At 44.9% G+C, this 25,261-nt stretch carries 21 protein-coding genes; 12 read left to right on the forward strand and 9 right to left on the reverse strand.

The window, feature by feature from the left end; translation table 11 throughout:
- Positions 1-33 precede the first annotated feature (33 nt).
- The 3 genes from FN815_RS16180 to FN815_RS16190 all read right to left on the reverse strand — a co-directional run bounded on the left by FN815_RS16180 (position 34) and on the right by FN815_RS16190 (position 3,804).
- Complete coding sequence (locus FN815_RS16180) at positions 34-501, reverse strand: thioredoxin family protein (protein ID WP_142455705.1); 468 nt, start codon at positions 499-501, stop codon at positions 34-36.
- 9 nt (positions 502-510) lie between these two features.
- Entirely contained in the window at positions 511-2,748 is a 2,238-nt protein-coding gene (locus FN815_RS16185; protein ID WP_246075332.1) for a TonB-dependent receptor, read from the reverse strand.
- Positions 2,749-3,138: 390 nt separating this feature from the next.
- A complete protein-coding gene (locus FN815_RS16190; protein WP_142455706.1) occupies positions 3,139-3,804 on the reverse strand; it encodes a metal-dependent transcriptional regulator in 666 nt (221 codons plus the stop codon).
- A gap of 282 nt (positions 3,805-4,086) precedes the next feature.
- Between FN815_RS16190 and FN815_RS16195 the strand changes: the two genes are divergently transcribed.
- A complete protein-coding gene (locus FN815_RS16195) occupies positions 4,087-4,857 on the forward strand; it encodes an NRDE family protein (protein ID WP_142455707.1) in 771 nt (256 codons plus the stop codon).
- A gap of 6 nt (positions 4,858-4,863) precedes the next feature.
- On the opposite strand, the gene FN815_RS16200 is transcribed toward FN815_RS16195, so the two are convergent.
- On the reverse strand, positions 4,864-5,259 hold the full coding sequence (locus FN815_RS16200; protein WP_142455708.1) for a hypothetical protein: 396 nt from the start codon (positions 5,257-5,259) through the stop codon (positions 4,864-4,866).
- Positions 5,260-5,600: 341 nt separating this feature from the next.
- On the opposite strand from FN815_RS16200, the gene nhaC reads away from it, so the two are divergent.
- A complete protein-coding gene (gene nhaC / locus FN815_RS16205) occupies positions 5,601-7,082 on the forward strand; it encodes a Na+/H+ antiporter NhaC (protein WP_142455709.1) in 1,482 nt (493 codons plus the stop codon).
- A 44-nt stretch (positions 7,083-7,126) separates the two neighbouring features.
- Here nhaC and FN815_RS16210 read toward each other — a convergent pair whose 3' ends face one another.
- The 3 genes from FN815_RS16210 to gltX form a co-directional block, all read right to left on the reverse strand.
- On the reverse strand, positions 7,127-8,974 hold the full coding sequence (locus tag FN815_RS16210; RefSeq protein WP_142455710.1) for a methyl-accepting chemotaxis protein: 1,848 nt from the start codon (positions 8,972-8,974) through the stop codon (positions 7,127-7,129).
- 496 nt (positions 8,975-9,470) lie between these two features.
- On the reverse strand, positions 9,471-10,607 hold the full coding sequence (locus FN815_RS16215; RefSeq protein WP_142455711.1) for a sensor histidine kinase: 1,137 nt from the start codon (positions 10,605-10,607) through the stop codon (positions 9,471-9,473).
- 95 nt (positions 10,608-10,702) lie between these two features.
- Positions 10,703-12,181: a glutamate--tRNA ligase gene (gene gltX, locus FN815_RS16220; protein WP_142455712.1), complete on the reverse strand. Its 1,479-nt coding sequence runs from the start codon at positions 12,179-12,181 to the stop codon at positions 10,703-10,705.
- A gap of 172 nt (positions 12,182-12,353) precedes the next feature.
- On the opposite strand from gltX, the gene FN815_RS16225 reads away from it, so the two are divergent.
- From FN815_RS16225 to FN815_RS16250, 7 genes are all read left to right on the forward strand, one after another.
- The gene (locus FN815_RS16225; RefSeq protein WP_142455713.1) at positions 12,354-13,022 is read left to right on the forward strand and encodes a WbqC family protein; all 669 of its coding nucleotides are present in this window, start codon (positions 12,354-12,356) and stop codon (positions 13,020-13,022) included.
- Between the two features lie 571 nt (positions 13,023-13,593).
- Positions 13,594-13,722, forward strand: a complete 129-nt coding sequence (locus tag FN815_RS19260) for a hypothetical protein (RefSeq protein WP_281286809.1) — start codon at positions 13,594-13,596, stop codon at positions 13,720-13,722.
- A 3-nt stretch (positions 13,723-13,725) separates the two neighbouring features.
- Positions 13,726-15,453, forward strand: a complete 1,728-nt coding sequence (locus tag FN815_RS16230) for a sodium:solute symporter family protein (RefSeq protein ID WP_142455714.1) — start codon at positions 13,726-13,728, stop codon at positions 15,451-15,453.
- A gap of 127 nt (positions 15,454-15,580) precedes the next feature.
- Entirely contained in the window at positions 15,581-15,907 is a 327-nt protein-coding gene (locus tag FN815_RS16235) for an ArsR/SmtB family transcription factor (RefSeq protein WP_142455715.1), read from the forward strand.
- A 129-nt stretch (positions 15,908-16,036) separates the two neighbouring features.
- Positions 16,037-18,625: a DUF5916 domain-containing protein gene (locus FN815_RS16240; protein ID WP_246075339.1), complete on the forward strand. Its 2,589-nt coding sequence runs from the start codon at positions 16,037-16,039 to the stop codon at positions 18,623-18,625.
- Between the two features lie 162 nt (positions 18,626-18,787).
- The gene (locus FN815_RS16245) at positions 18,788-19,006 is read left to right on the forward strand and encodes a hypothetical protein (RefSeq protein WP_142455717.1); all 219 of its coding nucleotides are present in this window, start codon (positions 18,788-18,790) and stop codon (positions 19,004-19,006) included.
- Positions 18,996-19,424, forward strand: a complete 429-nt coding sequence (locus FN815_RS16250; RefSeq protein ID WP_142455718.1) for a PIN domain-containing protein — start codon at positions 18,996-18,998, stop codon at positions 19,422-19,424. Before FN815_RS16245 ends, FN815_RS16250 begins: the two co-directional genes overlap by 11 nt.
- 308 nt (positions 19,425-19,732) lie before the next feature.
- Here FN815_RS16250 and FN815_RS16255 read toward each other — a convergent pair whose 3' ends face one another.
- Together FN815_RS16255 and FN815_RS16260 are read right to left on the reverse strand one after the other, a co-directional pair.
- A complete protein-coding gene (locus tag FN815_RS16255; RefSeq protein ID WP_142455719.1) occupies positions 19,733-20,608 on the reverse strand; it encodes a sterol desaturase family protein in 876 nt (291 codons plus the stop codon).
- Positions 20,609-21,119: 511 nt separating this feature from the next.
- The gene (locus FN815_RS16260; RefSeq protein ID WP_142455720.1) at positions 21,120-22,148 is read right to left on the reverse strand and encodes a Gfo/Idh/MocA family protein; all 1,029 of its coding nucleotides are present in this window, start codon (positions 22,146-22,148) and stop codon (positions 21,120-21,122) included.
- Positions 22,149-22,348: 200 nt separating this feature from the next.
- Between FN815_RS16260 and FN815_RS16265 the strand changes: the two genes are divergently transcribed.
- The 3 genes from FN815_RS16265 to FN815_RS16275 all read left to right on the forward strand — a co-directional run bounded on the left by FN815_RS16265 (position 22,349) and on the right by FN815_RS16275 (position 25,192).
- Complete coding sequence (locus tag FN815_RS16265) at positions 22,349-22,945, forward strand: class I SAM-dependent methyltransferase (RefSeq protein ID WP_142455721.1); 597 nt, start codon at positions 22,349-22,351, stop codon at positions 22,943-22,945.
- Positions 22,946-23,052: 107 nt separating this feature from the next.
- Positions 23,053-24,405 carry an NfeD family protein gene (locus FN815_RS16270; protein WP_142455722.1) on the forward strand — a complete coding sequence of 451 codons (1,353 nt, stop codon included), beginning with the start codon at positions 23,053-23,055 and terminating at the stop codon, positions 24,403-24,405.
- Complete coding sequence (locus FN815_RS16275; RefSeq protein ID WP_142455723.1) at positions 24,392-25,192, forward strand: slipin family protein; 801 nt, start codon at positions 24,392-24,394, stop codon at positions 25,190-25,192. Before FN815_RS16270 ends, FN815_RS16275 begins: the two co-directional genes overlap by 14 nt.
- Positions 25,193-25,261: the final 69 nt, after the last annotated feature.

Consider the following 25,261-nt stretch of genomic DNA (forward strand, 5'->3'; position numbering starts at 1 on the left):
GAATGTCGAATAAAATTTCTTCCCAAGCCAAGGTCAATACTTAGCGGCAACAGCTTCTAACAACGGCTCAAGTTCTTCAGGCTGTACAAACCCGGTTATATGAAAAAGATATTCGCCCTCCTCTGAAAGCATCACAATAGCAGGCACGGATTGCACCTGTAGCTTTTGTGCCAAACGCAGCGGGGTTAACGAATAATGCTGGAAATGCTTTTTGGTTTCGTTGTCATCCCGGTTTAAATGGGTGAGAATAAATTTCTTGTTTAAGGTATTTGATAACTCCGGGTACACCTCTTTTTGCATTTTCTTGCACCAACCACACCAGGGAGCCCAAACATCCACCAGAATTGGCTTGTCTTCCTTTTTCGCAAGTTCCATGGCTTCTTCAAAAGATGCCCAGTTCAGTTCTTTTTCCTGGGCTAAGACCGAATCTACAGCAATCAACCCAACCAGAATTACAATGCAGGGAGCCAACCACTTAAAGGATAATTTTTTGTGATACATGGATATCCTCTACCTAAGATTTAATCGGGCACCAATAGAGAGGGTACGCCCTAAAATAGGACCCCAGGTGTAAATCGTGTCAAAATCCGGGCCAAAGGGATTACCGGCATCCACCAGCGGACTTCCCTGTGTGTAATTGAAAATATTTTCAGCCGACAGGTACGCTTCAAAACCAACACCATTTGCACTGTTCACATTGGTAAACTCTTTGGTGATTTTAAGGTCGTGGGTAGTGTAAGCCGGCGACCACTGGTCACGACCAAAATGCTCCACATATCCATCGGGCATGCGCTTGGAGCCCACCAAATTGCCACTGTAGCCGAGCGAAATATCTAACGAACGGATATCATAGCTCGCACCAAATACACCGGTATATTCCGGGGCATAGGTCAAGGCTTGCCTCCTCCCTGCTTCTTGCGTGTACACATCCATGATGGTCACACTGGCATTGTACCTAAATGGCAAGGCCGTGAAGTTCTGCTCTAATCCCACCGAAAAGCCACGTGTTACGGAAAAGCCATCCAGGTTTTCGTATACAATCAGGTTAGGATCCTGTTCGTAATCGGGGATAATTTTATTGGTGAAATGAGTATAGAACCCATCCAGGCTGACGGTCATTGGATTGGTTCCAAAGGGAATTATCTGTTCCAGACTGGCGGTGATACTTCTGGATTCTTCTGGTTCCAGATCTTCATTAAAAACGACCTCCCGCGAGCCAGTAAGTGCGGCATGATCTTCCGTAAACACATTCACCACCCGAAATCCCGTTCCGGCACTAGCACGAAATGTGGTTAATTCTGATGGACTGAATTTGGTTGATAACCTCGGGGAAGTAACAAAACCATGTTCGGAGTGATGATCTACCCTAAGGCCTCCCAAAAAGCTAAAATCTCCAGCTCTAAGTTCAGCCTGCGTAAACATTCCGGGAATCCACCGCTGGTCCGCACCGTCTGAAGTTGCGGGCGTGTTATCATTGTAGGTTTCATATCTGATAGTGGAACCGGCCAATAGCTGGAAATCATTGCCAACGGGCTGATCCCAGGTAGCCTGACCAAACACAATTCCCTGCTGTGCATCGTACCAATCGGTTCCATAGTAGCTGTCCTGTTTGTGGTAGGTGACGGCCCCATTGAAGCGCAATTGCTCATTCAGTCCCGCCGGGCGGTACTCGGTCATAAGCTCAAAGCGGTTGGTATAAATAGATTCGCCATACACCTGATCGGAGCCTCGCATATCATCTTTAAAAGCTTCTACGCCTCCGGTTCGGTCTTCCGAATAATATTTTGCCGCTACATTTAACCGCTGTTCCATGTTTTTGCCAAGCAAGCTTCCTTTCCCAAACAAAGAAATACGAGACTGCTTCACCAAGTCATTGAAACTATCTCCGTTTTTATCAAAATAATTTTCGAGCCGGACGAGGTTTCCACTTATAAATCCTTCAAATCGTCCAAATTTTGGTGAAAAAGCAATATTTACGTTTCCCTCTTCCGTACTCTTGGCATACACATCAGCAGAAAAAGCCGGAGTCAAAGCCGGGTTTTTGGTGATGATATTCACCACCCCGCCCAGCGCCTGTGTTCCGTAAAGAGTAGACTGCGGACCTTTAATCACTTCTACCTGATCAATGACAGAGGGACTTATTCCATTCAAACCATACACCGAAGCCAATGCGCCCATGATGGGCATGCCGTCAATCAACACCGCCGTATTGGGACCTTCCACCCCATTTATGCGTATAGCATTGGTGCCGCACACACCACAGTTCAATTGGGTAGATAAACCATTCACTCCGCCGATTAAATCCATGATGTTGGCACTGGTTTTTCCCTGCTGTAGCTGTCCGGCCTTCACAACCTCTACCTTTACCGGTGAGTCTTTTACATGGGTTTTCCGCATGGTCCCGGTTACCACCATCTGTTCAAGTTCCAGCATAGATTTCATGAACTCAATATTTATCTCTGTGGTTTGTCCGGCTTTCACCTTAACTGCTATTGTTACCTTCTCAAACCCTAGCGCCGAAGCCTGTAATGAATAATTTCCCGTCGGTACTTGCTTTATAATGAACTTGCCCTCAGTATCCGTTGCACTTCCTTTTTGTAATGAAAGAATACCCACATTTGCGCCAACTATGACTTCCCCTTGGGAGCTAACGGTTCCAATTACAGTACCTGTTTTCTCTTGGGCTATTGCAGAGACGGACAGGTAACCCATCACAATAAAAACGCTCAAAACTGTTTTGATATTCATATAATATTTTTTTCAGCAAATTATTTATTTAGCTAAGACTAAATTATATAATTCGAAAACCTATATCAACCGGCTAAAATAATTTTTAGTTAAAACTAAATATTATAAGGATTAGATGAGCCATCAATAACTTTATATATTTGATAACTAAGCTTTTAGGTGTGTAATTAACGTGAGTTCATGATGAGAATGACGTAAAAAAAGGCGGACTATCGTCCCGAAAAATCGGAACTAAGCGATCTCCCAGACAACCCATAGAGACATTACCCGGGAGATTGCCACAGGCTGTGCTCCCTGCGGCCAGGACAGCCTTCGCAATGACGGGCTTTATAGCAAACTGCTAATTCGCATCTTATAAAAACGAGGAGCTAGTATCCGATGTGTGGTATTTTAAACTTGCGGAGCATCTACCAGGTATACCTCGCTGGCCACGGCATGCCCTATAACCTGTTCTTCTTCTTCAAGCTTAACCTTTACCGGGCCGTTAAATGGCGTCTTTTCCAGAATCTTAATTTTTACACCGGGTAAAACGCCTATTTTTTCCAGATATCGAAGCAGCTCTGGGTCTTGATCTTTTACGCGGCCAATGATGTATGGGGTGTCTTCATCTGCTTCGGAAATTGACAAACTTGCCATTTTTGGCATTACTCCGTCTTTGGTTGGGATGGGGTCTCCGTGAGGATCGTGCGTTGGGTGATTGAGCAGTTCTGCGATGCGCTCTTCAAACTGCTCGGAGATATGATGTTCCAGATTTTCAGCCTCCTCGTGTACTTCATCCCATGAATATCCCATCACTTCTTTCAGGTAAAGCTCCAACAACCGGTGATGCCGCAGAATCTCCAGGGCAATTTTCTTGCCTGCATTGGTGAGGGTAGCCCCCTGGTAAGATTTATATTCAAGCAGGTTCATCTTTGCCAGTCTTTTCAGCATATTGGTCACTGAAGCAGATGATACGCTCAATGCTTTTGCAATTCTGGTAGTAGTGGCTGATTTTCCCTCAGACTGAAGGACATAAATAGCTTTTAAATAATCTTCGACAGACTGGCTGAGTCCCATAAACAAAAAATTTGGTGAAGTTCTAACATCATATCAAGGCCGACAAGATAATTAAGCTATGATTTAGTTGTAACAAAATCTTTAAATAGATCATAAATGATATAAGGCTAAGTGAATCCTGCTGCAGCATTTTGGAGGCCATTTTATCAAGCAGTAAATCACCGTTGTTATGAAATGGTTTTTCTATAGGAAACGTAACTGAACCTGCTTAGGTTTTAAGTGCTAACCGAGGAGCTCAGGAATATATTCATCTTAATAACATTCTACGATAACCAGCAGCCAATGTGTTTAATCACTTTTGCCAACAACGCTCATCCTAAATACCAACTGGTCTTTGCCGGTAACCGTGATGAATTTTACGAACGCCCTACCCGTAAAGCCCAATTCTGGACCGAAGAAGGCCATCCTAATATTTTAGCAGGCAAGGACATACAAGGCGGCGGAACCTGGCTGGGAGTACACAAAGACGGCCGCTGGGCTACTCTCACAAATTATAGAGACCTAAGTGACATCAAAGAGGATGCGCCTACCCGCGGCGATTTACCCCTTGAGTTCCTGAAAAACTCCCGATCCGCAGTTGATTATCTTGATGAACTCAAGCAAACCGCCCATCAGTATAACGGCTTCAACCTGTTGCTTTCCGATGAATCCGGCATTTTTCACTTTTCCAATCAGGATAACAAAATCACGGAGGTGGCACCCGGTGTCCATGGATTGAGTAATGCATTGCTGGATACCTCCTGGCCCAAAACAGAGCGCGCAAAAGCAGGCCTAACTAAAGTTTTGCAACATGAAGAGATGGACAAGGAAGCTCTTTTCAGCCTGTTGACAGACGAGATGAAAGCTCCGGATTCTGAACTTCCCGAAACCGGCTTGTCTCAAAAAATGGAGCGACTGGTGTCTTCCATTTTCATCAAGTCGGAAGATTATGGCACCCGTTGCTCCACCGTCTTCTTAATTGACCGTGATGGAAATATTGATTTTACGGAGAGAACGTTTGAACCCGGAAGTACCTCTGTAAAAGAAGAACAGCATTTCAGTTTCAATGGTTAAAAAAAATCACTTTCTTTTAAAGTAGTAGACAGGCACATCGGTACAACGTGCCGATGGCAGGTGTAATTCATTTATTTCCGGGTGATGATCTATTCTAAAACCACAGTCTACCTTCGTCGTATCCCCATTCAGGTGATACATAACTAATCTTCCTCTTGTGTCTTCCCTAATGGCATACTTCTGTACGAGTGTTCCATTTCTAAACCAGTCCGCCCATTTTTGGTTGTATATTTTAAGGGTTATGTCGTATCCGGCCGTATCGGCCTCAATATGTGTGCCCCATCCTCCAGAGGTTAAATACCATTCCCACTCCCCGGAAATTCCATCGGATGCATTTTCTTCGTTACCAAACAAACTGCACCCGTTTAGCAATACAATTAATGATAAGGCTATAATTCTCATGACCAAGCAATTAATCTTCTCTCGTAATGCAATGTATTATTAACAGAGCTATTCTGCAACGCACACAAAACCTCATTGACCTTTCATTAAATTGATCATTACAGAAAACGCCTATTGTTCGAAGTAACCTTTGGTAAAGAAACAGTACTATAACCCTGGCTTCTGATTGTCTCCCATTCTACATTCTCCAAAAGTTTGGTACCAGGCCATTTTTGCGCTGATATTCAACAAAGCGTAAAATTTTTTAGTCCCGCTTAATTTTTATCCAATATTTCATTAAATATGCCTCCCGTTAATTATTTACTATCTTAGCGCCTCGAATAAAACCCAAACCTCCGTTTATGACTTATAAATATACCAAGCCAAGTTTAGTACAGGCTTTTATTCCCATCATTTTTCTAATTATTGCGCTGTTCATAAATGTGAGAATCTTCGGGGATGATTCCCTCTCCGGCTCCAACCAAATTATCCTGATGCTTTCCGCCGGCGTAGCCAGCCTGGTAGCCCTGCGATTGGGATTCAAGTGGAAAGAAATCAGAAATGGCATCGTAAAAAGTATTAGTTCTGCGATGTCATCCATTATCATTTTATTATTGATTGGTTCGCTGGCTGGCACCTGGCTACTCAGCGGTATTGTTCCGGCAATGATTTATTACGGGTTGATGATTCTTAACCCCACCATATTTCTGTTTGCGGCCTGTGTGGTTTGTGCTATTGTTTCCATTGCCACCGGTTCGTCCTGGACTACAGCCGCCACAGTTGGTATTGCGTTAGTGGGTATAGGAACCGCACTTGGGTTGAATCCAGGTATGGTTGCGGGTGCTATTATTTCAGGTGCTTATTTCGGGGATAAGATGTCTCCCCTTTCTGATACCACCAACCTCGCTCCGGCTATGGCAGGCACCGATCTTTTTACCCACATCCGCTACATGGCCTACACAACGGTTCCATCTATTACCATTTCTTTGATTTTGTTTTTGATTCTCGGCTTCATGTACGGCGGAGATGCACAGCCCATGAGTAATGAGCAAATCCTAAGTGCTATTGACGGCGCTTTTAATATCAACGGCTGGTTGTTTATCGTGCCAGTGCTTGTGGTAATATTAATTGTAAAAAAGATACCGGCCATTCCTTCTATTTTAGCCGGAGCCCTTTTAGGGGCCATATTTGCACTCATTTTTCAACCCGAAGCCGTGCATGCTGTTTCCGGTTACGAAGAAGCTTCCTGGGAATCCAGTTATGTTGGTTTGATGATGGCCATGTATGGAGACATCAGCATTGTTACCGGCAATGAAATTGTAGACGACTTGCTAACCTCCGGAGGGATGTATGGCATGTTGGGTACCGTTTGGCTTATTATGTCGGCCATGATATTTGGCGGAGTGATGGAAGCCAGCGGCATGCTCAAGCGCATTGCCGAAGCGGTTATTTCCGTAGTTAATTCTACCGGCTCACTCATTGCTTCTACCGTAGGAACCTGTGTATTCTTCAACGTCACCGCCTCCGATCAATACCTGGCTATTGTGGTACCCGGACGCATGTACACCGATACCTTTGAAAGCAAGGATTTGGCTCCTGAAAACCTAAGCCGAACCCTTGAAGACTCAGGTACAGTTACTTCAGTACTCATTCCCTGGAACACCTGCGGAGCTTATCATTCCAATGTTCTGGGCGTATCCACTTTTGCGTACTTCCCATTCGCCTTCTTCAACCTGATTAGTCCTTTCATGACTATCTTTTTTGCTTATGCCGGCATCAAGATCCGGAGCCTGGCTGAAGCAGAAGGCAATGCTATTACCGAAGATGACTTGGATAATCCCTAATTGGTAACAGCATTCACCTTCAGAGCTACTACTGCGATTTAAATTCAGGCAAGTTCCAGTTCCCTGCTTTCCGTTTTTACATTGCGTGAACTTTGTTTGTTTTTGCCTTTAGTGAACCCATTTTTAACAAGTGGCTTTGGCTGTGATGACTTATTTACAGTTCCAGGTGTACTATTAATTTTGTTTTGCTCTCCATAGATAACTTCTTCCAGGCTTCTAACTCCAGTCAACATATTTGCAGCCTGGGCATCCAGTTCCTCTGAAGAAGCCGCAGACTCCTCTGCATTAGAAGCGATCATTTGTGTGGTCTGATCGATATGCACCACTGAAGTGTTTACTTGCTCTACGGCCAGCATCTGTTCTCGAGTGGCATGCTCTACTTCATCCACCAGGCTCCCCATCTTATCTACAATCTCAATATTCCCATTTACCACATTCATCAGTTCCTCGCTGTATTGGTAGGAGTGATCTATTTTTTGATTGGAATTATCGATCAATGTTGCCGTTTGCTTGGCTGCTTCTGCTGCCCGCTGTGCCAGATTCCTTACTTCCTCTGCCACCACGGCAAAACCTTTTCCAGCCTCGCCCGCACGCGCCGCTTCTACGGCCGCATTTAGTGCCAGCAGATTGGTTTGGAAAGCAATATCATCGATATCTTTGATGATTTTAGCCGTGTCCTTACTGGCTTCTACCGCCTGGTTCAGGATATCTTTGGTTTGGTTGATTTGTTTCATCATCTCCCCAAAACTTGGCTCCAGCTCGGCTTTCATTAAGTTGTTAACCTGCTTAACCCGGGTGCCATTTTCTTTATTCATGGATGTAATCTCTTCCAGGCTCGCGCTGGCTTCCTCCATCGACGAAGCTTGTTCTGTCGCCCCTCCCGCCAGTTCCTGGCTGGCCGAAGCCACCTGTCCTGATGCCGATGAAATTTCTTCAGAACCTCTTTTCAGGTCGTCAATCAATCCTTCAATAGGTCGCGTCACTTTTTTACTGATCCATACCACACTGCCAACAAGCACTACAAATGTTATGAAACCAAGTGTCAGTATCCATCGGCTCAGGGATGCCACGGGAGCCAACAAATCATCCAAACTGGCAGTAGCCGCTATCACCCAACCTGTTTGTGGAATCGTACTAAATGAGGCCACTTTATCATCGCCATCGAACTTATAATCAATCATCCCTTTTTGTTGGGCAATCATGGGTTTTCCGAAGTCATACTCCTCTGCAATGTTTAAGGTCAACGGCAAGCTTTTATCGGGGTGAGCTATGATAAGCCCCTCGTCGTCAATCATATAGATGTATCCATACTCCCCAATTTTGATATTAGTGATATACTCATTGGTGTAGGAGTTCATATCAATGACCGCCACTAAAGCACCCTCCCCATTACCCGTATCCATCCATTTGGCAATAGTAAAAATCGGGTTTCCGCTTAGCCTACTTTCTATCAATTCAGAAATAGAAGTACTCTTAGATCGTGCCTCTGAAAAATACTCCCTGTCCCCTAAATGCAAATCCCTGCTTTCAGCATAATTACTACCGGCAATAACCTGACCTGTATCGTCCGTAATGAGTAATGCTTCCAGATAATCTGACTGTTCGGCATAGGTATCTAATAGTTGATTGGCTTCGTAAGGAGATTGCTTAATCGTACCAATATCATTTAACACAGCAATATTTGTCCATACCTCAACGGTTTGGTCCACACTCTCAAACCAGGCCGTCATCTTGTGTTCAGCTTGTTCAACCAGCACATCTAAACTGGTTCGTATTTGATCTTCCATTGAAGTGCTAGACTTGTATATAGACACACCGACAATACTGCCTATACCTAAAACCGACATAATGATGGTTGGGATTAAAAACTTTTGGCTTAAACTCATCTTCATGATTATTTCCTCTCTGTTTATTTGGGAAACCGGAACTGATTACTTCTCTATTTCAACCTCCCGGCTGTTTTTCTTGCTCATTTTATCGAACCCTAAGCCAAATATCTTTATACACTAAAGCGGATCAATCAGAAAAAATAAAGTCTTGCGTTCATGAAAAATTCATATTTTTATAAGGCATTAAATTCTAAATGACAATCACTGCTTTCTAAATGAATTTCTTCCGGAATACTCCCAAAAAATCTACGAATAGTACCTTCCCTGTAAAATATTTTTAAAAATTTATACTATTCATTTGATAGATTCTTGTGCGCAACGCCTTGTTTTGTCTATCTAATATTCTTCAAGACATTCGCCCCCCCTCCAAAGATCAAAAGACAAAATTTTGCTACACACAAAAACCTGACTCATTTATGAGTCAGGTTTTAAGTCGAAATTAGAAAAGCTCTTTAAGCTACCGCAATCCTTTAGATTCATTCCACAGAAATGGAATAAACTAAACAGGACACCGCACGGTAACCGTTGTTCCCCGGTCTTCATTTTCACGAACAGACAGATCCGCATTCAAGCGTCGGGCCAACGTATATAATACTTTGCCCATAGCTACATCGGTTTGGTGTTCTGCCTTTTCAATATCTATACCCTCTCCATTATCAGAAATATCAATAGTTATGTATTCATCTCCCATCTGCGCTGCCTTTATCGTTATAAATCCTTGTTTCTGATTTTCAAACGCAAATCGAAATAACAGAATCAGCACCTCATTTACCAACAATCCCAGTGGCAACGAAGATTGTACCGGCAGTGTGATTTTCTCTGCCTCAAGACGCACCTTTATTTGTTTGGCATCTTCTTCGAAAACCGTTGAGGTATAGGCAAAAAGCTCATTAATGAACGCCCCTAATTCAATATTTGACAGGTGCTCATCATCTCGCAACAATAGGTGAGCGTTCGAAATGGTAAATACCCGTGCAGCAGCCGACCTCAGAGCTTTTTCAGCATTTGCATGAGACATGGTTTCTGCCTCAATTTGCAATAACGACGCAATACCTTGCAGTTCTTCCCTCAATTGCTCGTGCACTTTTTTTAAGCCTTCTTCCCTGGCCTCCATCTTCCGGTTTAGCTCATCAACCTCCCGCACTTTTTCTATGGCACTTGCTACATGGAAAGCAAAAAGTTGTAGCAGGTTGATGTCGGCTTCTGTAAAATCTTCCCCGTTCTCTCTGTTCAGTACCTGCAATACCCCCATGGCCTCTTTGTGAGAGTTCAGTAGAGGTACACATAAGATATTCTTCGTCTCAAAGTCATCCGACAGGTCTTTCCAAAATTTCTCACTCTTTGCCGGGTTATTGGAAAAGTAAGGCTCCCTGTTTTCTAACACCCAGCTGCTGATACCCTTGCCTTTGGGGATAGTCATCCCCTTTATTTTGGAACCCACCGGACCCACCGGAATACTCACATTCAACTCACCGGTCATACGATCTATGAGCATCAGGGAACTGGCATTGGCCCGCATCAATTCCTGAGCCGCTTCCATGCTTTTTGCCAGTAAGGACTTTAACTCCAACGTACGGCTCACCCCTTCAATCGCATGGAGCAGTAATTGTCTATTGTGTTTGTGAGAATCAGACATAGCAAACGACCTGATTAATGAGTATTCAAAAAGGTAACTCTTTAGCTATAAAATACAACTCAAGAAATCAGCCGCTTGCTACCTGATACGGTAAGTTATAAGCGCTCCAAAGCGATATCAATTCGGCGCAGGACTTCTTCTTTGCCGATAAGTTCCAAAGCAGGTGTCAGGTCCGGACCAAATCCCTGACCACTAACGGCAACGCGGAGTGGCATCATCAGCTTACCAAATCCGACATCATGTTCTTCAATGGTTTCTTTGATTTTGTCTTTCAGCGTTACAGCCTCAAACTCTTCTTCCGGTAACTCCTCGATTTTATCACGATAGGCTTTCAGGATAACCGGGCTGTCATCTTTCCACTTTTTCAGGGCTTTTTCGTCGTACTCTTCGGGAGCTTCAAAGAAGAATGCGCCCATACTCACGAATTCATCGATTTTGGATACGCGCTCCTGCAACAGTTCAATCACCTTGGTCAGGAATTCATCAGAGGGGATTTCATATCCTTCTTCCCTTAGCAGAGCTTCCACACGGGGCTTCAATTCTTCAACCGAATGCTCACGAATGTAATTCTCGTTGTACCACATCAGCTTTTTGTAATTGAAAACCGCTCCGCCTTTGGATACCCGATCCAGCGTAAACAGTTCGCAAAGCTCCTTCAGATCATGAATTTCAGAATCGTCGCCGGGGCTCCATCCCAAATAGGCCAGGAAATTCACCAGTGCATCAGGCTCGTAATTGCCTTTGATGTAATCCTTGGTATTCACCGGTATGCCTTCGCTCTCGGCCTTACGTTTGGACAGCTTTCCGCCGCTTGGACTCATAATCAACGGCAGATGTGCCATTTTTGGAGCTTCCCAACCAAACGCATCATACAGCAGAATGTGCTTGGGCGTACTGCTCAGCCATTCTTCCCCGCGAATCACATGCGTAATCTCCATGGTGTGATCGTCCACTACATTGGCCAGGTGATAGGTAGGCATACCGTCGGATTTGAGTAGCACTTGGTCATCCAGTCCCTCGGTATCAAAGGATACGTGCCCGCGAATTTCATCCTCAAAACGGATGGTTTCTTTTCGAGGCACTTTCAGGCGAACCACATATTCGTCGCCGTCTTCAAGCCTTTTTTCCACTTCATCTTGTGGAAGGGTGAGGCTGTTTTTCATAGACTGACGCGTAATGGCATCGTACTTCGGAGATGGATTTCCTGATTTCTTAAGCCGCTCCCGCATCTCGTCAATTTCATCCACGGTATCAAATGCGTAATACGCCTGCCCCTGTTCAATCAGTTGCTCGGCATATTTATGATAGATGTCTTTGCGTTCGCTCTGTCGGTACGGGCCAAAATCACCGCCTTTGCCGGGACCTTCATCAATTTCCATTCCAGTCCATTCCAGTGAATCGATGATATCCTGCTCGGCTCCCTCTACATATCGGGACTGATCGGTGTCCTCAATACGGAGCACAAAGGTTCCATCGTGATGACGGGCAAATAAGTAATTATACAATGCGGTCCGGAGTCCGCCAATGTGTAAAAATCCGGTGGGTGAAGGCGCAAATCGTACGCGAACTGACATATATTTATTTTGTTTTGATGATTTCTTCTATTTTCAGCTTCCAAAGATAAGGAATTTAAATCACGTTATTTACCGTTGATTCAGAATGCATTACTGTAACACGATAACACCGTAACACCATTTAGTGTTAAAGTGTTACGGTGTTATAGTTTTTTAAAATATACTATCAAGTATGAAAGTAGCCCTCCTTCAACCCCAATTTGCTCCCAACCTTTACGACTTGGCCGCCATGCTGAAAGCCGACCTTGTAGTATGGAATGATCTGGAGCAATGGCACCGAAAGGGACGCACCCACCGTGCCGCCATAAAGGGGGATAACGGACAGCAGTGGATCAATATCCCCGTAAAAACCGAAGACCGTAAGAAACCCATCCGGGAAGTGCGCATTGAGCAAAACGAGGAATGGATTGAGCCCTTTTGGAATGCACTGCACCACAGCTACTCCGAAGCCACGTGGTATGATTTTTTTGCGGATGAGCTGGAAGCCGATATCAGCAAGTTTTCGGAATTTAAGCTTCTGTCAGAACTAAACACCTGGTTTTTCGGAAGACTCATGAAATACCTCGAATTCGGTGTAGACTACAAACTCGCCAGCCAGCTACCGGATTTCGATCCCAATCCCGATGTATTCACTCAGCAAGTTGGAGCTGATGTATTATACCAGGAACACGACTCCCGCCATTACCAGTGGCGCAGTGATGAAGCAATTGAGGCGCAACCAAAGCACCCGGAATATTCCCAGCTTGGCAATGACTTTATACCAGAACTGAGCTTGTTTGATTTACTCTTTAACGAAGGCAAAGAAAGCTTTCGGGTATTTGAGAAGTTGGTGCGGGAGTGATTTAAAAATTGGTTGCCATTGCGCATAAGACCCTATCTCTGTCTCTTTCCCTAACGCACTTTCATAATCTATTCTCGCTACTTCAATGGTATTATCTGCAAAAGTACTACCAGCCATTTCAATATCTATGCGCAAAGGGAAAGAAGACGCTTTGGTGAAAATAATTGACCATTAATATATATAGGCTACATTACTGCTCCCAATGGTTCATTGATAATCAATCACCCAAAATATCTTATAGGCGTCTCCTTCCTTGGCGGACTTGTCCGTTAGGGAAGGAACAAGGAAGGGTTTCGGAGGAAAGGGCAAGATCGTTGTATACACCTACAAAAATCAGGCTAATCCAACTATCTTTTAATCATGGTTCAAACTGGAAATATGAAATTGCTTAAAAAAACAGCTTGATCTCTGGCCACAAAACCCACCTCTCAATCTCCTCCCAGGAGGAGAAGCTCCTTAGTTATAAATCAGGCAAAACTTAGACTCCAGTTACTTCAAAATTCAATGTTGAATGTTCAATGTTCGATATTCACCGAATTGGATGTTCACCGCACATTTCCTATCATCGGGCATGCAAGAAAAAACGACCGAACAGGATATAGAACCCAAGTGGATTAAGGAATACACCATTTCCGCGGTACTTGGCGTACTGTTTATTTTGCTCTTCTGGCTGTTCACCTCAACCTTCAATCTGCCCTGATCTATGAGCTGGATTGACTGGTTGGTTTTGATCGCTTTTTTGGCCTACACCATATGGGATGGTACGCGCCGGGGTAAAGACTCAGATACCATTGAAGGCTACCTGCTTGCCAATCGCTCCATGCCCTGGTGGGCGGCGGGACTTTCCGTGATGGCCACCCAAGCCTCTGCTATTACGTTTATAGGCACTACCGGCATCGCATACGTTGAGGATATGCGTTTCGTGCAGACCTACCTGGCCATCCCCTTCGCAATGATTTTCATCTGCATGTTCCTCGTTCCCTTTTTCAATAAGATGCAGAATTTTACGGCTTACGAGGTACTTGAAGAACGCTTTGGGCTCAAAACCCGCCTCACCACCTCCGGCCTGTTCTTGATTTCGCGGGGCCTGGCTTTGGGCGTGGTCATTGCTGCTCCTTCTTACGTACTCTCACTGCTGCTCGGACTTCCCCTGAACATCACCATTCTGATCATCGGCATCATTGCTACCTTGTACACCACGGTGGGCGGTATCGCCGGCGTCATCAATACCGATGTGAAGCAGATGATTGTGATGATGTTTGGTCTCGTATTTTGCTTTGGGTTGATCTGGATGTACCTGCCCGAAGAGGTGGGATTTGATGGGGCCCTCTACCTGGCCGGAAGCCTGGACAAACTCACCGCGCTCGACCTGAATTTTGATCTCACCGAAAAATACAATGTGTGGAGCGGAGTGATCGCCGCCTTCTTCCTGATGGTATCTTACTTTGGCACCGACCAAACCCAGGTTCAACGCTACCTCACCACAGATTCTGTTAAAAACGCCCGAAAATCTCTGTTGCTTACGGCCTACGCCAAGGTGCCTATGCAGTTCTTCATTTTGCTGCTTGGGGTGATGTTGTACGTCTTTTTCATCTTTAACAGCGCCCCGGCTTCCTTCCGGGCTTCCGAACCCGTAGCTCAAACCGAACAACAAGTGCAATCGGAGCAGCAAATCCTGCAACAATATGAGACGGCCCACCAGGCCCGCAAGGAAGCCGCCCTTGAAGCCGTTCAAAGCCGAAACGAATCTACCCAACAGCTTTTTGTAGAAACCGATGCGGAAATGAATGAGGCACGTGATGCCGAACTGGCCTTGCAGGCAGAAATTCGTCAGGCCGACGTCAACGACACCAACTACATCTTTCCTTATTTCATCCTCAATTACGTTCCGGTAGGTGTTATTGGCCTGATCGTAGCTGGGATTTTTGCTGCCGCCCTCAGCTCCATCGACAGCGAACTCAATGCACTAACCACTGTCTCTATTGTAGACTGGTACCAGCGGCTGATTGGTGATGTGCATGACGAGGCGTATTATGTGAAATCTTCTCGTGGTGTTACTTTTTTCTGGGGAGCACTGGCCACCGGCTCCGCATTGCTGATGGGTGAAACCCGCTCTATCATCGAACTGGTAAATCAAATCGGGAGTTATTTTTACGGCTCAATATTAGGCGTTTTTATCCTGCTGCTCTGGGTAAAACGCGCAACCGGAACCGGAGCTTTAGTCGGCTTATTATCCGGAATGCTATCCGTATTCATCTTCGACCGACTTTTCTACAACGCCACCTCTGGCGATTATTCTTTTTTCCTGCCATGGAGTACCGTCCCCGAAAGCTATACTAAGGCCATCGAATTCTTATGGTTAAATCCGGTTGGAACCACTGTTGTAGTGTGTGTCGGTGTAATCATCAGTTTTATCCATAACAAAGAATAGAATTTTCTATTCTAATTAGTTGGAATCCCACCAAAGCCACACTTTCATTTCGATTAAAAATTGCGTAGATAAATGACTACACAATTATATGTAGCTGAATAGCTACAGAATTTATAAACAGGCTACCATGGACTTACGGCGAGATGTATTTCAGGCGATTGCTGACCCCACACGGCGAAAAATAATCCGTTTATTGGCTGAAAAGCCTCTTACCGCGGGTTCTATTGCATCTAATTTCGAGAGCTCACGGCCTACCATCTCAAAACATGTTCAAATACTAACGGAATGTGAGCTACTCGAAAAAGACCAGAGGGGAAGAAAAATCTATTATCATTTAAATCCCAAAAAACTGAAAGAAGTAGCCAACTTCCTCGAGCCCTTTCAAAACACATGGAAAACCAAATCCAACAAATTTGAGGATGCCATTCAAAAGTTTAAATCTGATACGAAATAGCCGGTACTGAATTCTAATCTCTGGTCTTATTTAAATTTTAGTCTGTAACCATTCTTCAACTCCATCGTGTCACAGCTATGAAATTAACATTTCCATTTCCTTGGCAAACCCTCACCAAGCTTAGTTGTGATGAATCTAAAATACCTGACCTTTCTGTTATGTGGCCTTCTTGTTTCTCAAATTTCTTTTGCCCAATCTTCTCAAGAAGTAAAAACCTACACCACCCTCAAAGTAAACGGCAATACTCCTAAAATAGACGGCACGATTGACGAACCCGCATGGCAGGATGTGGAGTGGTCGGGCGATTTCACCCAGCGTAGCCCGGATGACGGAGCCAAGCCTTCTCAGAAAACGGCTTTTAAAATTCTGTATGATGATGAAAACCTGTACGTAGCTATTCGCGCCTACGATGAGGAGCCCGACAAAATTGTACAGCGACTTTCGCGCCGTGATGGTTTTGAAGGCGATTGGGTGGAAATCAATATCGACAGCTACTTTGATAAGCGAACGGCTTACTCTTTTACCGCTTCGGTTTCCGGGGTGAAGGGTGACGAAGCCATCACCAATGATGGTGACAACTGGGATACCACCTGGGATCCGCTTTGGGATTTAAGCACCAGCATTGACAATGAGGGCTGGATTGCGGAAATGCGCATTCCACTTACCCAATTACGGTTTAATGCCAATGCACAACAAGTATGGGGCATCCAGTTAACGCGGCGGCTGTACCGCAATGAAGAACGATCCGTTTGGAGTTATGCGCCACAGGAAGAGTCTGGTTGGGTGCGCCACTTTGGGGAGTTGCGTGGCATCAATGGCATCACCCCAAAAAAACAAGTTGAGATAGCCCCTTACACGGTAGCCAAAATGGAACGGTATGAAGCAGATGCGGACAACCCCTTTTTTGATGGAACCGATGAAAACCTGAGCTTTGGTCTGGATGGTAAGGTGGGTATTTCCAATGATTTTATCCTCGATTTCACCATCAACCCCGATTTCGGTCAGGTTGAGGCGGATCCATCCGAAGTGAATCTCACTGCTTTTGAAACCTTTTTCCAGGAAAAGCGGCCTTTCTTTATTGAGGGACGAAACATCACCAGCTTCCAGATTTCAGGCGGAGGCAACAATTACTCTTCTGATAACCTCTTTTATTCACGCCGTATCGGCCGCTCTCCCCATAATTACCCCGATGTAGACAGCGATGAAAATGAATATGCACGTGTACCAGAGAGTACTAACATCATCGGTGCGGTTAAGCTTACAGGTAAAACCCGCAACGGTCTTTCTGTTGGGGTGATGGAAAGTGTGACCGCACCCGAAAAAGCCGACGTATTCCGTGACGGCTCCCACAGCAAAGAACTGGTTGAACCCACCACCAACTATTTTTTGGGCAGTGTTCAAAAGGAACTGAATGACAATAATACCATTTTGGGCGGGATGTTTACGTCTACGCATCGCTTTACCGACAATCCGAACCTTAACAATTTGAATGAAAGCGCCTACAGTGGCGGGGTTGAATTCCAGCAGTTTTGGAATGATAAAAAATACTACCTGAGCACCAACCTGGTAATGAGCCAGATTAATGGCACATCCGAAGCGATTCAGGAACAACAGGAATCTTCCCGCAGATATTTTCAGCGGCCGGATAACGATTACACGACCTACGACACCACCCGAACCAGCCTGACCGGTCATGGCGGAATTTTCGAATTTGGCAGGCAAGGCAGCAGCGGTTTCCGGTTTGTGAATTGGGTTACCTGGCGATCGCCCGGACTGGAGCTTAATGACGTTGGGTACCTTCGACAGGGCGACTCCATCTTCCAGGTATTTTGGGCCAGCTACCGGTTTTCCAATCCCTTTAGCATTTTCAGGTACATGAACCTTAATTTCAACCAGTGGACCGGCTGGGACTTTGGGGGAACAAACAATTTTAAAGGAACAAACGTGAATTTCAGCACCCAGTTTACCAATCACTGGTATCTGAACGGCGGGGTTAATGTAGATGGCGATGAGGTTTCTAACACCTTATTGCGGGGTGGCCCATCATTCCGTTTGCCCGGCGGCTGGAATTACTGGGTAAATGTAGAAACGGATGACCGAAAGAAACTCACTTTTGGCCTTTATCATAATCAACGCTGGGGTTTTAGTGATGCTTCAGACCGGCAATATTATGGTATTTACGCCCGCTACCAACCTACGGATGGGCTCCGGTTGTCTCTGCAGCCTAATCTCACGAACCGCTTCAATAGCCTACAATATATAACTACGGAAACCTACCAAACCGAAGACCGATATATTTTCGGTTCTATAGACCAGGTAACGGTAGACCTCACCATGCGCATGGACCTGACCCTTTCACCCAATCTAACCATTCAGTATTATGGAGCACCATTTGTCAGTGCCGTAGACTACTATGATCCCAAGTACGTCACCAATCCCCATGCTGATGATTATTATGACCGGTTTAGTGAAGATGTCTCTTTCTCTGACGAGGATTTCGAAAATGGCTACGACTTCAACTTTCGTCAATTCCGTTCTAACCTGGTGCTGAGATGGGAATACCGACCCGGCTCTCTTTTATACTTGGTTTGGACGCAAGGTCGCACCGAAGAAGCTGAAACCGGAAATTTCTCTTATGGCTCTGATGTGAATGATTTGTTCTCAGCCCATCCGCATAACGTGTTTTTGGTGAAGCTGTCGTATTTATTTGGGGGATAGGAAATTGGGAATTTTGGATTATGAATTCTAAATCCTGCAAACAAATTCAAAATTCATCATTTACAATTTCCCTGCACTTCTTTCACTATCACGAATAATAAAGATTGTGTAACAGCAGTTAAATCATTACACTATTTTCGTGTACACAAAATTCGTGGAATTATGAAAAACATCACCTTCAGCGCCGACGAAAAACTAATCGAAAAGGCCCGGCTCAAAGCTGCCAAAGAAAAAACTACGCTTAATAAACGGTTCAGGGAGTGGCTTGCCAATTATGCGAAGCAGGGAGACTTGGGAAACAACTATGACAAACTGATGCAAGAACTTAATCATATTGATTCCGGTGGAAAGTTCACAAGGGATGAGATGAATGAGCGATAAAGTTTTCTTAGATACCAACATCTTTGCTTACGCTTTTGACCGCACAGATGTGGCAAAACAAGAAAAAGCTTCAGAACTAATAAAAACTCATTTAGAGAACGGATCTGGCATCATTAGCTACCAGATTGTACAGGAGTTCATCAACGTTTCTTACAGAAAATTCAAAAACCCAATGACTCTTCGGGAGCTCGAGCAGTATATCGAGAATGTTCTATCCCATATGTGGGAAGTGTATGCCAGTAAAGACCTCATTTATTCAGCCATTGGTATTAAAGAACAATTCAAGTATTCCTTCTACGACTCCCTCATCATTGCTGCCGCATTAGAGGCAGGCTGCACTACCCTCTACTCCGAAGATTTGCAACACGAGCAGAAAGTTTATTCCGTACAAATCGTTGATCCATTCGTGGTTGGTTAATGGTTATTACCTGAGTTTGATTGAAATTTATCACAAAATCAGAGCGGTCATCGCGAGGAGACAAATTGCACACACTCTGGCTTTATAGTTGCTGACGTGGCGATCTGTTGAATCATAGCAACTCCTTTCCCAAAGTTTCGTTGATATATATCCCAAACGGTATTATGGAGATTGCCGCGTCGTTGCGCATCTTAAACCTATTTTATTCATTATGAGCTCCTCGCAAGGACGGATTTTTATGGGATGGTTGATCGTTTTAAAAAAAACATAAAGTGCATGCAGGCAAGGCCACAATTAACAAATACCCATTAACCATTCTCCCTCCTGGAAACCTCAATCTCCTCATCATCCCCAAACTTGGCTCCTACCGGCGGACGATAAGCCTGGAACGGAATCTTCAACAAATTGCCCAAATCATCATTTTCCTTGGGATCCATGTGGGTATCGATCCCGTATTTCAGCTGCGAGGTATCCTCAACCTGGGCAAAGGTGCCAAACAGGCGATCCCACACAGCAAAAATGTTCCCGTAATTGGTATCCGTTAGCGGCTGGGTGTAGTGGTGGTGTACTTTGTGCATTAGCGGGGTGATGAAGATCCACGATAACGCCCGGTCCATTTTTCGGGGCATATTAATATTTGCGTGCGTCAGATGGGCAAAAAGTGCTGAGATGCTTTGGTATAGAAACACAATCCAAATAGGCGCTCCAACCGCAATAACCCCAATAATAGTAAATATCATACGGAAAACGGCTTCACCGGGATGATGCCGCAGGCCGGTTGTCACATCCACGGTAGTATCGCTGTGGTGCACCAGGTGAAACTTCCACATCCACACTACCTTGTGTTCAATCCAGTGGATCAGGTAGGCACCGAAAAAGTCGAGTAGCATCACCCCAACAATAGCCTGTAGCCAGAATGGCATTTCCACCCACTGCAACACTCCAAATTCATTGGTGGTTACATAATCGGACGACCAAACCAGCAAGCCGGCAAAAGCCAGCCCAATCACTACAAAAAAGCCGTTTAGCACAAGGTTGATAGCAGCGTGACGTACTTTTTTGTATCCAAATTCAAAGAGTGGAAAAACGCCCTCAATCACCCAAAATAAAAAGATACCACCGATTAAAATACCGGCCCTGAAGGTAGTGGGTACGTCTTCAAAAAAGTCGATTAGTGATTCCATAGCTTTATATTCTTTTATTCCTCATCAATTGCACACTACTTTTCCCCATTATTTTTTTCAGATGATGGGTTATTGTATACCTCATAACTATAAAAGCGTCTCCTTCCTTGGCGCCCCTGGGCGTTAGGGAAGGAACGAGGATGGGTTTTGTTTTAAAAGTTTATGAAGTTTGTAACTGCTTGCTTCCCTTCGCAACACGACCCTATCTCTGTCTCTTTCCCTAATGCACTTAAACCAAAAGTAATGAACAACTCCAACAAATCAATATGTAGCTACCACTTTGCTAATTAATACCTCATGCATCTAGGGAAAGAGGACTCGATGGTTATTTTATAAATAACTCTACTTTTTAATCTTGAAAAAATACAGAAACGCATTTAGATGAATACATTACCATTTTTGGACAAATCAATCAAACTATGGCTATATGGTGCTCAATAAAGCAACATTTCGTTCCAACGCAGAGCGTAGGAACGAGGATTAATAAAGGAATAAAGTATACATCACCATATCACTTTTCACTGGAAGCCGCCTCATAAATCCGCTCAATGATACTCACTACTTTCATTCCTTCGTATGCATTTGCAGTCGCTTCACTCAACCCGTTTAAAGTTTCCACCACGTTTTCGATCACATAATGATGATTGGCTGCACTGCCTTTAAAGGGGCCATAGTCGTTGGGCGGATTCGTCGGCTCCAGCTCGGGCATCTCGTAGTCTTCGATGTGGCAGTACTCAATTTCATTCATGTATTGCCCGCCTACTTTGAAGCTCCCTTTGGTGCCCACCACGGTGATACTGCTTTCCATATTGGTATCCCAGCAAGAAGTAGAGTAATTGATACTTCCAATGCCGCCTTTAACAAATTCGAACTGCGCAAAACCGGAATCGTCGAAATCTTTGAGGTCTGGATGGGTGAAGTTTTTCACGATAGATTTGGGTTGCTTCACATCCCCAAACACCCAAAACATAATGTCAATAAAATGACTGAATTGAGTATATAAGGCTCCGCCGTCCATATCTTTGGTGCCTCGCCAGGTAGTTCCGCCGTAATATCGATCATCGCGGTTCCAGTAACAGTTTACTTGTACCATTAATACGTCACCGATCAGACCTTCATCAATCACCTGTTTCATCCAGACCGATGGCGGACTGTATCGGTTTTGTTTTACCACAAATACTCTTTTCCCGGATGATTCCTGTGCGCTTATTACATCCAAACAGGCTTCTTTGGTAATGCCCATGGGTTTTTCAATCACCACATGGTAGCCGGCATTTAACACTTTGATAGCATATTCGGTGTGCCAGCCATTGGGTGTACAGATGCAAACCACATCACTTTGGTTGTTATCCTTCTCCAAAAACTCTTCAATGTCGTTGTATGAAGTTGCTTCTATCCCCAGCTCGTCTGCCTTTTCCAAACTCTCCGGATCAATATCGGTGATGGAAACCAACTCCGAATGGGCGTATTCATGAATGATCTTGGAGTGACGGCGGCCTATTCTTCCAAAGCCGATAACGGAGAATTTCTTGGACTGCATAAAAAGCTTTTTTAGACTGAAAATTTCTGGTTCTGAAGGTACGTAAATCACTAAACGGAAGCGAACCAGAACAGCTCATGTGATGATCCATTCTTAGATAGCTTCGCACTATCATAACAAGTTCACTATCAATCGTTAATTAGATATATTGGTCCTCAAAACGGCCATTTAATCTGCACTTACAACCAATGAGCTCCGTTATGCAAGATTTTTGGAATGATCGCTTTGCCGACAAGGACTTTGTATATGGCAAAGCTCCCAACGATTTCTTCCGTCAGGAGATTGACAAACTTTCACCGGGCAAGCTCCTGCTTCCGGCAGATGGCGAAGGACGTAATGCCGTATACGCAGCTAAAAATGGCTGGGAGGTTACGGCTGTTGATTACAGCACCTCCGCCCGACAAAAAGCCCTGCAACTGGCCAAAGAGTTTAACACCGATATCAACTACGAACTGGGGAATTTGGCTGAGCATGATTTTGGGGTGAACCGTTTTGATGCTGCCGCTTTCATCTATGTACATCTGCCCCGCTCTATCATCAGTGATGTGTATCAAAACGTTATTCGAAGCCTCAAAACAGGCGGACATATCATCGTTGAAGTGTACTCAGTGAATCAACTGGGGCGGGATTCCGGCGGCCCCAAAGATAAGCGTGTGCTTTATACCGAAGAACGACTTCGCAACTTGTTGAGTGGAACCAAAATCCACCAATTAGAAGAAACCGAAATTGACCTCAGCGAAGGAAAATTCCATAACGGTAAAGCCATGGTGATTCGGGCACTGGCTACTGTTTTATAAGGCTAAGGGATGTACGAATAAGGCTCCATTTCTTTTTAAAATTCCCTCCGATTGTTTACTATGAAGGGGAACCTTTTCTATCTGGGATTAATTTTGATAGTATGACGATGAAATGGATACAAAACATATCGCTATCGCTATTTTTAATCGGGGCCCTGTTGGTTTCTACCTCCAGCTTTGGAAGTGCTTTACAGGTTGATTCTACTGACACAGCATCTGGGAATTCAGTGACGGTAATTTCGGTAGAAGGTGCTATTGGTCCAACAACTACTAATTATATCCGGCGGGGATTGGAAACCTCTATTGAGCGAAATGCCGAGGCACTGATTATTGAAATGGATACGCCCGGAGGTTTACTCACTTCCACCCAGGACATTGTGCAACTGATGCTTGCTTCTGAAATGCCCATAGCCGTATATGTAACCCCCTCCGGTGGAAATGCCGGAAGCGCCGGTACTTTCATCACTCTGGCCGGACATATTGCAGCAATGGCACCTACTACCACCATTGGAGCAGCTTCACCGGTGTCGATGGGCGGCGGACAGCAGGATACGGTGATGCAGAAAAAGATTTTTAACTACTCCGAAAGCTTCATCGAAAATATCGCCAAGGAACGAGATCGGAATGCCGAATGGGCACGCTCGGCCGTACGCGACGGAGAAGCCATCACCGAAACAGAAGCGCTGGAGCTCAATGTGATTGATTTTATTTCCCGGGATTTGGACGAACTGTTAGTTCAAATGGATGGGATGGAAGTAGAAGGCGAGCCGCTTCAGACGGCTCAAGCCAGTATTGAGCGACTGGAAGAAAGCTTTGCAGAGAAGTTTTTCAGCTTCATCATGCGCCCGGAAATTATGCTGATTCTAACCATGGTGGCCATTTATGGCATCGTGGGCGAGGTGACCAATCCCGGCGCTATCGTACCCGGTGTGGCCGGTGTTATAGCACTGATTTTATTGTTGTACGGTTCAGCTTCCATGCCCATCAACGTAGCAGGCTTTGTGCTCATTGGCCTGGCTATTGTACTGTTTGTGATTGAAGCTTTTACGCCCACTTTTGGGATCTTGATAACCGGTGGAGCCGTCTCCTTTTTCCTGGGAGCTCTGATGCTGTTCCAGGAGTTCCCGGCCGAAATGCAGCTCTCATGGTATTGGCTGGTACCAGCCACTATTCTCACCGTTATCTTTTTTGGATGGATCGCCACCTCGGGCATCAAAATACAATTTACTGAACACCGAACCGGTCTTGAATCGCTCATCGGCAAAAAAGCCAAAGTGGTGGATACCATTGATCAAAACGGTGGGCGCATCATGATTTCCGGCGAATACTGGAATGCCGTTACCGAAAGCGACGAAAAAATTAAATCTAACCAATGGTGCGAGATTGTCCGTTTTGAAGGACTCACCGTAACTGTTAAACCTCACAAACCAAATAAGGAGATTGACCATGGAGTCAACTGAAATCTTTTCAGGCTACATTACCTGGATTATAACACTGGTAGTATTTCTTGTGTTATTAGCCCCGCAAATTTTTAAAATTCTGCGTGAATATGAACGGGCCGTAGTCTTTAGGCTGGGTAAATTTCAAAGTGTGAAAGGCCCCGGGCTGATAGTACTGATTCCGTTTATTGATAAAGTGGAACGCGTTGACTTACGTGTGCTTACCATCAACGTAGACCGTCAGGAAGTAATCACCAAAGACAACGTGACCGTAAACGTGGATGCCATCACCTTTTTCCGTGTGGTAGATGCCGAGGCCGCTGTGATTCAGGTAGAACGCTACATCCACGCAACCTCTATGCTGGCTCAAACCACACTGCGTAGCATTATTGGACAGGTGGAGCTGGACGAACTACTGGCGAACCGTGAGAAAATTAACAAACAGATTCAGCAAAACATTGATACCCAAACCGATCCCTGGGGTATTAAGGTAGTTTCGGTGGAGGTTCGTGACGTAGTACTTCCCGAAAATATGAAACGTGCTATGGCCCGTCAGGCTGAAACCGAGCGTGATCGTCGTGCTAAAGTGATTAATGCCGAAGGTGAATTCCAGGCTGCCGAACGGTTAGTGGATGCTGCCAAGATGATTGAAACAGCACCGGCTGCCTTACAGCTGCGCTTTCTGCAAACCATGAATGAAATCAGCGAGGAAAACGCGACCTTTGCCTTCCTCCCGCTGCCTATGGATTTCCTGGAAGCGTTCCGGAAAATGAATGGGGGCGATAGCAGTTCCGACAAGAAAGAATAAGCAAGCTTAACGACGTAGAAAGACGATATGAAGCCCCGGTGATTGCTCATCGGGGTTTTTATTTAGATG

This window comes from Gracilimonas mengyeensis, from assembly GCF_900182705.1.
GTDB classification, from domain to species: domain Bacteria; phylum Bacteroidota; class Rhodothermia; order Balneolales; family Balneolaceae; genus Gracilimonas; species Gracilimonas mengyeensis.